The organism is Candidatus Eisenbacteria bacterium (assembly GCA_016867495.1).
Taxonomy (GTDB): Bacteria; Eisenbacteria; RBG-16-71-46; order CAIMUX01; family VGJL01; genus VGJL01.
Window position 1 is genome coordinate 1 of the sequence record VGJL01000014.1, and the last position, 13,516, is coordinate 13,516.

The 13,516-nt window shown below is 66.4% G+C and carries 14 protein-coding genes; 1 reads left to right on the forward strand and 13 read right to left on the reverse strand.

Translation table 11 applies throughout. The features are described 5' to 3' along the window. The first annotated feature begins 61 nt into the window (after window positions 1-61). Window positions 62-577, forward strand: a complete 516-nt coding sequence (locus FJY88_03380) for a hypothetical protein (protein ID MBM3286381.1) — start codon at window positions 62-64, stop codon at window positions 575-577. 9 nt (window positions 578-586) lie between these two features. Here the strand turns inward: FJY88_03380 and FJY88_03385 are convergent, their stop codons facing one another. The 13 genes from FJY88_03385 to hypF all read right to left on the reverse strand — a co-directional run bounded on the left by FJY88_03385 (window position 587) and on the right by hypF (window position 13,496). Beyond that, entirely contained in the window at window positions 587-1,795 is a 1,209-nt protein-coding gene (locus tag FJY88_03385; GenBank protein ID MBM3286382.1) for a PAS domain S-box protein, read from the reverse strand. A gap of 2 nt (window positions 1,796-1,797) precedes the next feature. Next, window positions 1,798-3,273: a sigma-54-dependent Fis family transcriptional regulator gene (locus FJY88_03390; protein ID MBM3286383.1), complete on the reverse strand. Its 1,476-nt coding sequence runs from the start codon at window positions 3,271-3,273 to the stop codon at window positions 1,798-1,800. Beyond that, window positions 3,206-4,156: a branched-chain amino acid transaminase gene (locus FJY88_03395; GenBank protein ID MBM3286384.1), complete on the reverse strand. Its 951-nt coding sequence runs from the start codon at window positions 4,154-4,156 to the stop codon at window positions 3,206-3,208. The genes FJY88_03390 and FJY88_03395 overlap by 68 nt, the downstream gene beginning before the upstream one ends. Window positions 4,157-4,169: 13 nt before the next feature. Further along, window positions 4,170-5,606, reverse strand: a complete 1,437-nt coding sequence (locus FJY88_03400; GenBank protein ID MBM3286385.1) for a 2-ketoisovalerate ferredoxin oxidoreductase — start codon at window positions 5,604-5,606, stop codon at window positions 4,170-4,172. Further along, the gene (gene vorB, locus FJY88_03405) at window positions 5,599-6,657 is read right to left on the reverse strand and encodes a 3-methyl-2-oxobutanoate dehydrogenase subunit VorB (GenBank protein ID MBM3286386.1); all 1,059 of its coding nucleotides are present in this window, start codon (window positions 6,655-6,657) and stop codon (window positions 5,599-5,601) included. Before vorB ends, FJY88_03400 begins: the two co-directional genes overlap by 8 nt. A gap of 10 nt (window positions 6,658-6,667) precedes the next feature. Further along, on the reverse strand, window positions 6,668-6,919 hold the full coding sequence (locus FJY88_03410; protein ID MBM3286387.1) for a ferredoxin family protein: 252 nt from the start codon (window positions 6,917-6,919) through the stop codon (window positions 6,668-6,670). Between the two features lie 34 nt (window positions 6,920-6,953). Next, on the reverse strand, window positions 6,954-7,658 hold the full coding sequence (gene hypB, locus FJY88_03415; GenBank protein ID MBM3286388.1) for a hydrogenase nickel incorporation protein HypB: 705 nt from the start codon (window positions 7,656-7,658) through the stop codon (window positions 6,954-6,956). Continuing rightward, window positions 7,655-8,044 (reverse strand): hydrogenase maturation nickel metallochaperone HypA, encoded by a 390-nt coding sequence (locus FJY88_03420; protein MBM3286389.1) that lies wholly within the window; start codon window positions 8,042-8,044, stop codon window positions 7,655-7,657. The genes hypB and FJY88_03420 overlap by 4 nt, the downstream gene beginning before the upstream one ends. Further along, window positions 8,044-8,502 (reverse strand): response regulator transcription factor, encoded by a 459-nt coding sequence (locus FJY88_03425; GenBank protein ID MBM3286390.1) that lies wholly within the window; start codon window positions 8,500-8,502, stop codon window positions 8,044-8,046. The genes FJY88_03420 and FJY88_03425 overlap by 1 nt, the downstream gene beginning before the upstream one ends. A 226-nt stretch (window positions 8,503-8,728) precedes the next feature. Beyond that, window positions 8,729-9,748: a hydrogenase expression/formation protein HypE gene (gene hypE / locus FJY88_03430; protein MBM3286391.1), complete on the reverse strand. Its 1,020-nt coding sequence runs from the start codon at window positions 9,746-9,748 to the stop codon at window positions 8,729-8,731. Between the two features lie 12 nt (window positions 9,749-9,760). Beyond that, the gene (gene hypD, locus FJY88_03435; protein ID MBM3286392.1) at window positions 9,761-10,876 is read right to left on the reverse strand and encodes a hydrogenase formation protein HypD; all 1,116 of its coding nucleotides are present in this window, start codon (window positions 10,874-10,876) and stop codon (window positions 9,761-9,763) included. Next, window positions 10,876-11,109: a HypC/HybG/HupF family hydrogenase formation chaperone gene (locus FJY88_03440; protein MBM3286393.1), complete on the reverse strand. Its 234-nt coding sequence runs from the start codon at window positions 11,107-11,109 to the stop codon at window positions 10,876-10,878. Before FJY88_03440 ends, hypD begins: the two co-directional genes overlap by 1 nt. A 35-nt stretch (window positions 11,110-11,144) precedes the next feature. Then, window positions 11,145-13,496 (reverse strand): carbamoyltransferase HypF, encoded by a 2,352-nt coding sequence (gene hypF, locus FJY88_03445; protein MBM3286394.1) that lies wholly within the window; start codon window positions 13,494-13,496, stop codon window positions 11,145-11,147. Between the last annotated feature and the right edge of the window lie 20 nt (window positions 13,497-13,516).

Here is a 13,516-nt window from a genome sequence, read left to right on the forward strand (position 1 = left end):
CGAAGACCCAGATCGCAAAGCACCCTTCCAGGGCCTAAGGGGGATTCGAAGGGAGGTCGACATGCTCCAAGCGACCGCTCGATCGGCGGGATCTCGATTCCTGGCGAACCTGGTCTACCTGGTGCCCAGCTACCACGGCTACAAGGCGCGGGACTCCAGGCGCGCGGAGGACGCGCGCTTGCGCGCCCGCCTCCTCGAGGGCCTCGCGGAGGTTCGCCGGCGGATCGCGGAATCGATGGCCCGGGGAGCCGAGAGCTGGCCGGCGCCGTGGCTCTCGCGGACGGACCGCCAAGCGAAGAGGCTCGACACCCTGGCCGACACGATCCGCTACGCGCCTTACGGCTTCTCGGGGTTCTTCGACGCGGACGCGGTCTCGGAGGAGTCGCTGGAGTGGATCCTGGAAGCCGATCTCCTTCTCTTCGATGACATCGATCGAATGGACCGAGCGGAGCAGCTAGTCGCCGAGGGCCCGCCTCCTATGCAGATCCTCGAGGCGTTCATCACGGAACTGAGCGACGCCATCGGGAAGATGGAGGAGCACCTGGTCCTCCGCGACAAGGCGCTCGGCGGGACCTGAGCCCCCTCATCACGGGGCCGCGAGCGGAAGGCGGATCCGGAAGGTCGTCCCCTTGTCGGGGACCGAAGAGCAGCTGACCGATCCCCCGTGCTCCTCGACGATCTGCCGCACGACGGCGAGGCCCAGCCCCGTGCCGTCCTGCTTCGTCGTGAAGAACGGATCGAAGATCCTCGGCAGAATCTCCTGAGGAATCCCGGGGCCGTTGTCGTCGATCTCGATCTCCCCCGCGTCGCGGGTCGCCTTCGTCACCACCATGACCTGTCCGCTCCGGGGAGGCACGACTTCCATCGCGTTGCGGATCAGATTGAGAACGACCTGCCGCACCAGCCTGCCGTCGCAGGACACGCGCGGGTGATCGTCGTCCAAGTTGAGCACCAGCCGGATTCCACTGCGGCGCAGCTCCGGCCGCAGGAAGTCGGCCAGTCCGAGGATGACGCTATTGAGGTCCTCGCGCGCCCCCGTCGGCTGAGGCATCCTCGAGAATTGAAGGTACTCGTCGGTTATCTGGCTGAGCCGCTTCGTCTCGCGCTTGATGGTCTGCAGGATCTCGCGCGCCTCCTCGACTTCCGGCGTCTCTGCCTCCTCCAGACCGTCTAGGAGCAGATCGACGTTCAGGTTGATGGAGCCCAGCGGATTCCTGATCTCATGGACGACCTTGGACGCGATCTTCCCGACCGCCGCCATCTTCTCGGTGAGGACCATCTCCCTGTCCAAGACGCGCTGGCTGGTGATGTCCCTCAGAACCTCCACCTCTCCGATCGCCTCCCCGTCAGGCGTGCGGACCTTCGAGCGGGTGAGGGAGACCTCGACCAGACCGCCGTCGCGCCGGCGCCGCTGCGTCCGGAGGTCCCGCACCGCGCCGGGATCGGCAAGCGCATCGACAAGGCTCGTCTCGAGCGGAGTCCCTTCCGGAAGGATGAGATCGTACGACCGGCCGACCGCCTCGGCCCGGGAGTAGCCGAAGGTCTCGACCGCCCCTCGGTTCCACAGGCGGATCTTCCCCTCGCGGTCGAGCAGGAGGATCGCGTCCGCCGCGTCCTCGATCACCCTCTCCGGAAGGACGCGCGTGTTCGCGACAGGCCCGATCGGACTGCGGCTTGGACGGGGCGGCCGTCCCCGGCGCGCCCAGAGCCAGGCGCAGGCGCCGAGAGCCAGAAGGATCGGGACCCATGCCCAGGGCGGGATCGTCCATCCGTCGCTCGCGAACGCAGGCGCCATGACTACTCGAGGTGCTCTGTCAGCCCGTACTCCCGCAGCTTCCTGTAGAGTCGCGTGCGGGAGATGCGCAGCAACGACGCCGCACGCGACTTGTTGCCGTCGCACGCCTTGAGCGCCCGCTCGATGGCGGCCCGCTCGGCGTCCGAGAGCGCCGCTGCCGGCTGCTCCCTCACGATCGCTTCCGCCTCTCCGCCCGACCGGAGGAAGTCAGGAAGATCGTCCAGGGCGATGACCCCGCCGAGGCCCATCGCGAAGAGCGATTCGATCACATTCTCGAGCTGGCGGACGTTGCCAGGCCATCCGTACCGCTGCATGCTCTCGAGCCCTCTGGGCTCGATCCCGGCAATCGAGTTGGGGAAGAGTCGGGAGAACCGATCGATGAAGTGCTGCACGAGGAACGGGATGTCCTCCGGCCGGTTCCTGAGCGGCGGGATCTCGACGCGGATCACGGCGAGCCTGTAGTAGAGATCCTGCCTCAGGACGCCGTCGGCCAGGGCCTCCTCGACGTTTCGATTCGTGGCGGAGATGAACCGGACGTCCACGCCGACCTCGGCCACGTCTCCGACGGGGCGCACCTTGCGCTCCTGGATCACCCTCAGGAGTTTCGCCTGCGTATCGAGCGGCATTTCCGCGAACTCGTCGAGGAACAGCGTCCCGCCGTCGGCGGAGCGCACGAGGCCCAGCGTCGTCGCGTTGGCGCCTGTGAACGCCCCTCTCTTGTGCCCGAAGAGCTCGCTCTCGATCAGACCCGCGGGGATCGCGCTGCAGTTCACCGGAACGAACGGGCGGTCCGCCCGCTGACCGCCGTAGTGGATCGCGCGGGCCACCACCTCTTTTCCCGTTCCGCTCTCGCCGAGAACCAGGATGGAGCTGTCGTTGCGGGAGGCCGCCTGGATCACGGAGAAGACCCTCTGCATCGAGGGCCCGCGGCCGATGAGATTGGGAAAGGCGTAGGTCTGCTGCAGCTCCTCCCGCAATCGATGAACCTCGCCGTGCAGGCGCCTGGACTCGAGGATCTGGTTTACGGCCTTGAGCAGCTCGTCCTTGTCGAAGGGCTTGGTGATGTAGTCGGTCGCGCCGATCTTCATCGCCTGGATCGCGTTCTGGATGGTCCCGTACCCGGTCATCATGATGACATCGATCCCCGGGTACTCCTTCTTGATCCGCTGGAGGAGCTCGGTGCCGTCGACTCTGGGCATGCGAAGATCGGTGAGAACGATGCTGTAGCCGCTGTCCTTGGCGAGACGCTCCAAGGCGTCCTCCGCTCCGAAGACGGTGTCGGCACTCAGTCCGATCTTGCGAAAGATACGGCGGCAGGTCTCCGCCATGTCCACGTCGTCATCTACGATGAGGATTCGATCTTCCGTCATATTGACAGGACCGGGCGGACCGCGCTCAGCGACTGCTCTCCTACGACTCGGGCGTCGCCGCCCTATCGGACTTGGGCCTCGGGGCTTCCACGAACCACAACCACTCATCGTAGCGGCGATTGCGCCCCTGAACGACGTCGAAGAACTCCTGCTGGATCCGCGCCGTGACGGGACCGATCTTCCCGCCGCCCAGGACGAACTCGTCCATCTGCTGGATTGCGGTCACCTCGGCGGCCGTCCCCGTGAAGAACGCCTCGTCCGCCGAGACTACATCCTGGAGAGTCAGGGGCGCCTCCTCCACCTCGTAGCCCAGATCGGTCGCAAGCTGGATGATCGATGCCCGGGTGATCCCGGGGAGGATCGCGCCGAGCGGCGGCGTCCGCACGAGCCCATCCTTCACAATGAAGAAGTTCTCCCCCGGTCCCTCGGCGACATAGCCGTTGTAGTCGAGGAGCAACGCCTCATGATAGTCCGCCTCCTTGGCCTCCATGTTCGCGAGGATCGAGTTGACGTAGTGGCCGCAAACCTTCGCGTTGGCCACGGTGGTTCGCGGGTGGATCCTGATGAACCGCGACACCTTGACCTTGATGGGGCCGCTGCCAAGGTACTTCCCCCAGGGCCAGGCGGCGATGGTGAGGTTGACCGGGTTGGTGCCCGGGTTGACGCCCAGCATCCCGTACCCGAAGAAGGCGATGGGGCGGATGTAGCCGGACCGCATGCCGTTCGTCCGGATCAGGTCGGCGCAGGCCTGGCAGATCTCCTCCCGCTGGAACCCGATCTTCATGTCGAAGACGCGCGCGGACTTGAAGAGGCGATCGACATGCTCGCGCAGCCGGAAGATGGCCGGGCCCCGGTCCGTCTCGTAGCAGCGGATGCCCTCGAACACTCCGCTGCCGTAGTGGAGCGAGTGCGAGAGCACGTGGACCTTGGCGTCGTCCCAGTTGACGAGCGCGCCGTCCATCCAGATCTTCTCTGTCTTCTGGAAGCCCATCGTCTTCTCCCTGCTAGAGGGCATTCTCGCTCACGAAGGATGCTCCCTTCCTGAGCGCCTGCTGATTGAGCGGAATCGTCTTGCGCGCCTTTATGTAGCTCGGCATGGCCCCTATCACCGATTCCAGATCCAGAATGCCCGTCTTCTGGATGTATGCGCCCATCATCACCATGTTGGCCACGCGCGTCGATCCGATCGCGTCCGCCATCTCGGTCGCGGGGATCTTGATGATCCTGGTGTCGCTCCTCTGGGGAGAGACGAGGATGAGGGAGCTGTCGTAGAACAGCAGGGCGCCGGGACGCATGTTCTGCTCGAACTTCTCCAGGCTGGGTCGGTTCATCGCGATCAGCACATCCGACTGGGCCACCAGGGGACTGCCGATTTCGGCCTCCGAGATCCGCACGTGGCAGTTCGCGGTGCCGCCGCGCATCTCCGGACCGTAGGAAGGCAGCCAGGAAACCTTGTAGCCCGCCTGCATCCCGCACTCGGCGAGCGCAACCCCGAGAAGGAGGATTCCCTGGCCGCCAAAGCCGGCGATCTTGATCCGTGGGTCCGCGTAGCCGGCATCGGCCAGGGTTCCGCGCCGAGCCTTCTGCCCGGTGTCGTCGGCGATATCGAGATGCAGATCGAGACCGGTGCCGACGAACCTGGCGGCCTCCAGGGGCCTCGCCTCGATCTGGTCCGTCTTGTCGCGGAGAACGCCCAGTTTGAAGTGGGGCTCCAGTTCCGAGTGGATCCAGCCCCTCGACTCGACCGGGTTGATCTTCCATCCCGTGGGACAGGGAGCAAGCGCTTCGACCAAGGAGAATCCCTTCCCCTGGATCTGCGTCTGGATCGCCTTGCGCACGGCGTTGCGCGCCCGGTTCATGTGCTTCGCGTCGGTCAGCGCGACCCTCTCCAGGTAGACAGGCCCCTCGAGCGCGGCGAGCAGCTCGGCGATGCGGATCGGCGACCCCTCGTTCGCGGCGGTCCGCCCGTAGGGCGTCGTCGTCGTCTTCATCCCGATCAGGGTCGTCGGCGCCATCTGCCCGCCCGTCATCCCGTAGATCGCGTTGTTGATGAAGAAGACCGTGATGTTCTCCCCGCGATTCGCGGCATGCACGATCTCGTTGCCGCCGATGGCGCCCAGGTCGCCGTCTCCTTGATAGACGAGGACGATCGCATCCGTATGCGCCCGCCGGATGGCCGAGGCGACAGCGGGGGCGCGCCCGTGGGCGACCTGGACGTTGCCGCACTTGTAGTAGTAGTACCCGAAGACGCTGCACCCAACGGGCCAGACGAAAATGGTGCGATCCTGGATCCCGAAGTCGTCTATGGCCTCAGCGATCAGCTTGTGGATGTTCCCGTGGCCGCAGCCGGGGCAGTAGTGGGTGGACAGCTTGTCCGGTCCCGTCTTCCGGTCGAAGTCCACATAGAACGAAGTCGCCTTGACGAACGAGTCCTTAGGCATGGATCGGCTCCTCCAGCTTCTCGATTTGCGCCATCAGCTCGTGCGCCGTGGGCACGTTGCCTCCCAAGCGGTAGTAGAGCCGGACCGGCCTCCTCCCGAGGACGGCCAGCCGGACGTCGTCGACCATCTGCCCCGTGGAGAGCTCGACGCAGAGGAAGTCCTTCACGCGCTCGGCGAGGCGTTCGATCTGCTCCGAAGGGAACGGCAGGACGGTGATCGGACGGAGCAGACCTACCTTGATGCCTTTGTCGCGGGCCAGATCCACTGCCGACTTCAGGATCCGCGAGACGATCCCGTAGCCGACGACGACATGCTCCGCGTCCTCCAGGCGATACTCCTCGAACCGCACCTCCTTGCGCTGGATCTCCTGGTACTTGCGGTCGAGCTTCTTGACGTGCTCCTCGAGGTCGTCAGGATCGAGGAAGATGGATGTGATGAAGTTGTCCACGCGCGCCGGCGACGGCGCCACGGCCCACGACTTCTCGGGGATCTCGGTGCGCCCCTCGGGGAACTCGCACGGCTCCATCATCTGCCCGATGAACCCGTCGGCCAGGAGAAGAACGGGGTTCAAGTACCGGTCGGCGAGCTCGAAGGCGAGCATCGTCAGATCGGACATCTCCTGGACCGAGTTCGGAGCGAGAACGATCAGCTTGTAGTTGCCGTGGCCGCCTCCCTTCACGGCCTGGTTGTAGTCGCTCTGCTCGGGGGCGATGTTGCCCAGCCCCGGACCGCCGCGAACGATGTTGACGAGGACGCACGGAAGCTCCGAGCCGGCCAGGTAGGAGAGCCCCTCCTGCTTCAGGCTCATCCCGGGAGAGGATGAGGCCGTCATCGCGCGGATCCCGGCGGCGGCTGAGCCATAGACCATGTTGATCGCCGCCACCTCGCTCTCGGCCTGGAGGAAGGTCCCGCCGACACGGGGGAAGTAGATCGCGGCGGCCTCGGCGATCTCGCTCGCCGGCGTTATCGGATAGCCGTAATAGGCGCGGCAGCCGGCCAGCAGGGCGCCCTTGATGATCGCTTCGTTTCCCTTGAGCAGAAACCTGGCCATACCCCCCTCCCTACTTCCCGGCCGGGAGCTTGAAGACGGCGATCGCGCCCGGCTCCGGACAGGTGTAGAAGCAGATCCCGCATCCCGTGCACCCGTCCCCGCGGTATTGCGACGGGTGGTATCCCATTCGGTTCAATCCCTCCGAGAGAACGAGGACCTTCTGCGGGCATTCCGCGACGCAGTAGCCGCATCCCTTGCACTCGTCCTCGCGGATCTCGACGCGGCCCTGCGGTTTCGCTCTCTCCTTCTTGACCTGTTCCATCGCTTACCTCCGCATGGGATGTAGAGATGATCCTCTATGCCCCGGACCCGAGTCCACTCGCATTCGTCTTGCTCTCCTCGATCCGCCGGGCGAGCCATCCAAGCCAGCGATCGATCCCGGCCCCCGAAGCGCAGGAGATCTCCATGCGCTCGGCCGCCGGGTTCAACCTGGCGACCGCCGCCCAGAACGCCTCCTTGTCGAAGGCCAGGTGGGGCAACAGATCGACTTTGTTGAGGATGACGACCTCGGCCTTCTCGAACATGAACGGGTACTTTTCGGGCTTGTCCTCCCCCTCAGGGGAGCTGGCCATGACCGCGCGCGCCGACTCGCCCAGATCGAAGCCGCTCGGGCAGACCAGGTTGCCGACGTTCTCGATGACGATCGCATCGAGGTCCCTCAGGTCCACCCCCTCCAGCGCGGAGACGATCATCCTCGACTCGAGGTGGCAGGTGCCGTTGGTGACGATCTGGACGGCGCGTCCGCCGGCAGCCGCGATCCTCTGCGCGTCGCGCGCGGTCCGCAAGTCCCCCTCGATCACCAGGCAGCGCCGCCCGACGCCGAGCCCCTGGAGCGTCCTTTCTAGAAGCGTCGTCTTCCCCGCGCCGGGCCCGGACAGGAGGTTGAGGGCGAAGAGACCCGCCTCCTTGAATCTCTGCCGCAGGCCGCATGCGATCTCGTCGTTCTTCTGAACGACATTGCGGACCAGGTCGAGCACACGAATCTCCTGAGAAGGACTCATGGGGACTGATCCTCCACGAGGGCGCCCTCCATCACGTCCAGGACGATCCGCCTGACCTCGATCTCCCGGCCCTCGATCAAACTGAATCTCGCCGGACCGCAGGCGGGACACTGCCCTTCCCCGTGGCCTAGCGTGAAGGAGCCTCCGCACCCATCGCAGAGCGCCCGCGCCGGCGTGACCTCGATCTGCAATGCGGTCTCCCGCAACGTCTCGTCGCCGCGAGCCACCTCCCACGCGAAAGAGAGCGCCTCGGGCTCTACGCAGCTCAGGCTCCCGATTCGCACCGTGACGGACGGGACGCGGCCCACAGCCGCCCCGCGACAGTGCCGCGCGACCTCCTGTTCCACGATCTCGCGGATCGAGATGGCGAGAGAGAGCTCGTGCATCAACTTTCCCTCGGCGGGGGCTCCACCCCCCGCGGTCTGGGTCTCACGATTCGACGCAGGTTCTGTCTGACGACACGAACCATCTCCGCCGTGCCGGCCCGGTCGCCGTAGTAGAGCACGCCCGCCTGGCGGGCTTCCCGTTCCCACTCCTCCCGAGGGGAGAGAAAGGCGAAGACGACCGGGAGCGTGGGCCGGATCCTCTTGACAAGCTGGAGAAGCTGGTTGGCGGGCCGGTCGTTGAGCGCTCCGTCCAGGACGACGACCTGCACGCGAGGATCCTCGACCGCCTCGAGACACTCGCGCGCGGTGTTCGCCAGGAGCCAGGCATGCTCCAGTTCGGGAGCGTCCTTGCGCAGGCCCACCCAGAAGCTCGGATCCTCCGTGACCACGACGACTCGCTCGCGGGGTCCGGGCGTCCGGGCTTGCAGATGTAGAAAGGCCGGCGTCTGCTTCAGCATCGCGATCTCCGGGGCGCTCTTGGCCAGCGCCAGCCTACTGCAAGCAGGGTGCCACCCAGACGGGCTCCACGACGAATCAACACACTGCAGATCAACAAGTTGGACTCTTTCTTGGATGCCCGCGGCGGATTGCCTGCAGCGGTCGATCAGGATTGGATCGAAACGCTACACAGTGTCTCGTATCGAAGCATAGTCATACCGCATGGAGCCCGCAAGGAGCGACGCATCAGCAGATCCTCGGCAGCTGCTCGCCCGAGAGAAGGTCGAGAACACGACGGCCGCCGCCGCGCGTGCGCAGGGTCAGACGACCGGGAGGATCGGCCAACACCTCGCCAATCGACTCGGAGCCCAGCCCGAGCCTGTGCTCCCGCAGTCTCACGAGCGCCGCATCGGCATGCTCGGCGGCCACGGCGATGAGCACCCTTCCCTCGCACGCCACGTAGAGCGGGTCGATCCCGAGGATCTCCGCGAGCGCCGCCACGCTCGGCCGGATCGGGATCTCGGTCTCCACGAGCTCGATTCCGAAGGGACGTCCGGCGACCAGCTCGTTCAAAGTCGTCGCGACCCCGCCGCGCGTCGGATCGCGCATCCATCGAATCCCCCGCGAACCCTCCAAGAGATGTTCGATGACGGGCCAGAGGGGAGCGCAGTCGCTCTCGATCGGAGTGTCGAAGCGGAGATCGTTGCGCGCCGAGAGGACCGCCATCCCATGATCCGCGATCGGTCCGCTGACGAGGATCCGGTCTCCCGGCCGAACCGCGCCGGCTCCTTCGGGGAGGGGGCCGTCCAGGAGCCCTACTCCCGCCGTGTTCACGAAGACCTGATCGAGACCTCCCCTCTCGACCACCTTGGTGTCGCCCGTCACGATCGCGACGCCGACCTCGTCGCAGACTCCCCGCATCGAGAGCACCAAGCGCTCGAGACGCTCGATCGAGAGGCCTTCCTCCAGGAGAAAGCCTGCCGACAGGGCGATCGGGCGGGCGCCCATGACCGCGAGATCATTGACAGTCCCGCAGACTGCGAGCTTTCCGAGATCTCCTCCGGGGAAAAAGACTGGAGAAACGACGAAGGAGTCGGTCGTGAAGGCGATGCGCGAGGCGCCCACGGCCAGACATGCGGCGTCTTCGAGCGGAGAGAGCGCGGGGTTGTCGAGAAGCCTGACGAAGAGGCTGCGCACCAGCTCGTGCGTCAAGCGTCCGCCGCTGCCGTGAGCCAGGAGGATCTCGGGGGGGCGCGAAGGATGCATCGCGAACACCACCTACGCCTGGCGCCCGTATCTGAAGTAGGCCGCGCAGGTCCCTTCCGTGGAGACCATGCAGGGGCCGACCGGGGTCTCGGGGGTGCAGCCGCTTCCGAAGAGGCCGCATTCGGTCGGGAGGATGGTCCCGCAGAGGACCTCGCCGCACCGGCATGCCGCGTCATCGCGCGCGCTCGCGGCGAGTCGCGCGATCTCGTCGTCCCCGAGAAGAAGAGCCGCATCGCGGTGTCGGAGCGAGGGGCGAAGGGCCAGTCCGCTCGCCGGCATCCTTCCAAGACCCCTCCACTCCGTGTCCACGGTTTCGAAGATCGAGTCGAGCGCTGAGAGAGCGGCACGGTTTCCGTGGCTCTTGACGAACCGGCCGTACAGATTGGCGATCGCCGGCCTGCCCGTTCTCCTGGCATCGAGCAGCGAGAGCACGCCCTTGAGGAGGTCGACCGGCTCGAATCCGCAGATCGCCCCCGGGACTCCGAACTCCTCGGAAACGAAGCGGTAGGACTCCGAGCCGATGATCACGCTCACGTGCCCGGGCAGGATGAAGCCGTCGATCCGGAGCTCCGGATGCGAGAGGAGCGCCCGCAACGCCGGGGGAACGAGCTTGTGGCCGACGAGGAGGCGCAGATTGGCGACGCCTTCCTTCTCCGCGAGGACGACGGTCTGGGCGATGGTGGGCGCCGTGGTCTCGAATCCGACCGCGAGGAAGACGAAGGTCGTCCGCGGCTCGCTTCGCGCGAGGGCAAGCGCATCCATCGCGGAGTAGACGATGTGGACGCGCCCTCCGCGCCCCTTCTCTCGCTCGATGCTCGTGGCCGAGCCGGGAACGCGGATCATGTCGCCGAAGGTCGCCAATGCGACGCCCGGCTCTCGCATCAACCGAAGGGCCAGATCGACGTAGCTCGTCGGCGTCACACAGACCGGGCATCCCGGTCCCGAGATGAGGCGGACCGACGCCGGGAGCATGCCCCGCACCCCGTGCCGGAAGAATGCGGTGGTGTGGGTGCCGCATACCTCCATCAACGCGACGGGAGGGAGATCGCGCGCGATCCTATCGATCTCGTTCCTGAGCGCGAGACAGGCCGCCGCGTCCGCGAGACGCGCCTCGTCGAGATCGAACATCAGGAGCCGCCGTCCGCGGAATCATCGAGCAGACTCTCCAGGAGACGGAGATCCTCCTCGGCTCGCTCCCTCTGGAGCTTCTCGATGACGAACCCGGCGTGGACCAGGACGTAGTCGCCGATCTCGATGTCGGGAACGAACCCGAGATGGACCTCTCTCCGCACGCCTCTCAGGTCGACGATCCCGAACTCCCCCGACCTCTCGATCAGACGCATCGGAACAGCAAGACACATCCTCCATGACCTCCGTTCTCTTACCCTGGAGTCTATCAGCAGCCTGAGCGAAGCTCCCAGGCAACAGCCGCGAGCTGGCCGTACGAGATGCCGCCGTCGTTGGCAGGCACCTCGAGCGGCAAGAGCGCCTCCAGCCCGAGGGACGAGAGCCGATCGACCGCCATCCCCAGAAGGAGCTGGTTCTGGAACACTCCTCCTCCGAGGGCGACGGTCCGGATCCCGTCCTCCCCGGCGAGCCTTTCGGCCCCGCGCGCGATCGCCTCCGCCATCGTGAGGTGGAAGCGATAGGCGAGATCGGGCTCATTCTCCCCTCGCCGCAGCCCCTCGAGGAGGGCCCGGATCCCCTCATCGAGGCTCACCCGGAAGCGCATCGGCCAGGGGGCCTCCCCCTCCCCCGCGCGGGCCGGGGCGGAGAGGATCCGGACAGGCCACGGTCCCGAGCCTGAGGCGTCCGTTGCGGCCTTCTCGGCCATCATCTCCAGCTCCATGGGGACTTGCCCCTCGTACATGTTGCGGGCCTTGCGCAACAGGAGCGCCCCGACGGCATCGAAGTAGCGCCCGGCTCCGCTCGACCAGGGGCAGTTCAAGCGGCGCGCGATCATCCGCGACACGAGCTCCGCAGCGGGACCGGAGATGCGCCCGTCGATCTCCAGGATCCGCTCCATCGGATCCCCGCCGGGGTCCAGATGGTGCAGCAGAGACTGCGCGATCCGCCATGGCTCCCTGATCGCGGCCTCGCCGCCCGGCAGCAGCAGCGGCTCCAGGGAACCCGCCCTCTCGAACCGCCCCTCCCTGAAGACAAAGAACTCGCCGCCCCACAGAGTGCCGTCTCGGCCGTAGCCGGTGCCGTCGAAGGAGACCCCTACGACGGGATGGTCGCGGGCGTGCTCGCTCAGGACGGCGGCGATGTGCGCCTCGTGGTGCTGGACCCCGATCTTGCGCTCCGCCGGAAACTCGAGGGCGTAGCGCGTCGACAGGTAGTCGGGATGGAGGTCGTGGCCGACGATGGCCGGGTCCTGGCCGAAGAGCCTGCAATAGTGGACGACTCCCTCTTCGAGCGACCTGTAGGTCTCGAGATTCTCGAGGTCGCCGATGTGGTGGCTCAGGAGCGCCTCTCCGTCCGATCCGAGGGCGAACGTGTTCTTGAGCATTCCCCCGACGGCCAGGACGGAGGCGGGCAAGGGAGGAAAGAGGGGCAGGGCTCGCGGCACGAACCCCCTCGACCGCCGCAGGACCTGCAGGCGGTCGCGAAAGACCCGGACGACCGAATCGTCGCATCGCACGTGAATCGGTCGGTCGTGAAGCAGGAAGTAGTCGGCGATGTCCGAGAGCCTCTCCCGCGACTCCTGATCCCTGTAGACGATCGGCTCGTCGCTCCTGTTGCCGCTCGTCATCACGAGCGCCCTGGGGCAGGGCTCATCGCCCGGCAGGGAGCTGAAGAGGATGTGGTGCAGGGGCGCATAGGGAAGCATGAAGCCGAGGGTTCGCTGCCGGGGGGCGATCCCCTCGGGAAGAAGACAATCGGCGCGCTTCCTCAGGATCACGATCGGCCGTTCCACCGAGCTGAGGAGCTTCTCCTCGTCCTGCCCGACGAAACAGTGCCGGCGGATCTCCTCGAGATCGGCCGCCATGAGCGCGAAGGGCTTCTCTTCCCGGTACTTCCTTCCGCGAAGCGTGTGAACGGCGACCTCGTTGCGCGCGTCGCACGCCAGGTGGACTCCACCGATCCCCTTGATGGCGACGACGTGACCGGCAGTGAGCAATCGCCTCGTCTCGGCGATCGGATCGCGCACCGGCAGGCGGATCCCTGTCGCGTCCTCGAGCCGGAGCCGCGGGCCGCAGTCCGGGCAGGCGTTGGGCTGGGCGTGGAAGCGTCGGTTCGATGGATCTTCGTACTCGATCCGGCAGCGCTCGCACAACGCGAACTCCGCCATCGTGGTTCTCGACCTGTCGTAGGGGATGTCCTTGACGATCGTCAGTCTCGGGCCGCAGTGTGTGCAGTTCGTGAACGGGTACTGGTGGCGTCTGTCGCGGGGATCCATGATCTCGGCGAGACACTCGGGGCATGTGGCGGCGTCGGGGGAGACGGGAACCCGTCTCTTCCTCGCGCGCGGGCTCTCGCGGATCTCGAATCCCTCGTGGCCGGCCGCCGGGAGGCGCGTCACCTTGATCGAGGCGATTCTCGAGAGGGGAGGCGCATCCCGCCTGATCTCCTCCTCCAGGCCCGCCAGCGCCCGAGAGTCGCCCTCGACCTCCAGCAACACTCCCTGATCGTCGTTCAGGACGAAGCCGTCGAGCCCGCGGGCGCCCGCGAGGCTGTAGAGGAAGGGACGAAAGCCGACACCTTGGACGATGCCGGTGATCCGAAGGACGAGGCGTCTTCGCATGGCTCGGCAGACCCCGCTGC